Origin of the sequence: Nioella sediminis, assembly GCF_001879695.1 — a bacterium.
Classification (GTDB): domain Bacteria; phylum Pseudomonadota; class Alphaproteobacteria; order Rhodobacterales; family Rhodobacteraceae; genus Nioella; species Nioella sediminis.
Map to the genome: position 1 here is coordinate 1 of NZ_MNBL01000024.1, position 410 is coordinate 410.

At 65.4% G+C, this 410-nt stretch carries 1 protein-coding gene; it reads left to right on the forward strand.

Annotated features, from left to right (window positions below):
• A partial coding sequence (locus BKY26_RS02725) for a zinc-binding dehydrogenase (RefSeq protein WP_146632863.1) occupies nucleotides 1-410 on the forward strand: 410 nt, incomplete at both ends.

Here is a 410-nt window from a genome sequence, read left to right on the forward strand (position 1 = left end):
AACCCCGACAAGGTGGAGATGGCGACACGCTTCGGCATGACCGATTTCGTCAACCCGAAAGAGGTCGAGGGCAGCATCGTCAACCACCTGGTGGAGCTGACCGGCGGCGGCGCGGATTACTCCTTTGACGCGACCGGCAACGTGCAGGTGATGCGCGACGCGCTGGAATGCGCGCATAAGGGCTGGGGTGAATCGATCATCATCGGCGTGGCGCCCGCGGGGGCCGAGATCTCGACCCGGCCCTTCCAGCTGGTCACCGGCCGCGTCTGGCGCGGCACGGCCTTCGGCGGCGCAAGGGGCCGCACCGACGTGCCCAAGATCGTCGACTGGTACATGGACGGCAAGATCGAGATCGACCCGATGATCACCCACACCCTCAGCCTCGACGACATCAACAAGGGCTTCGACCT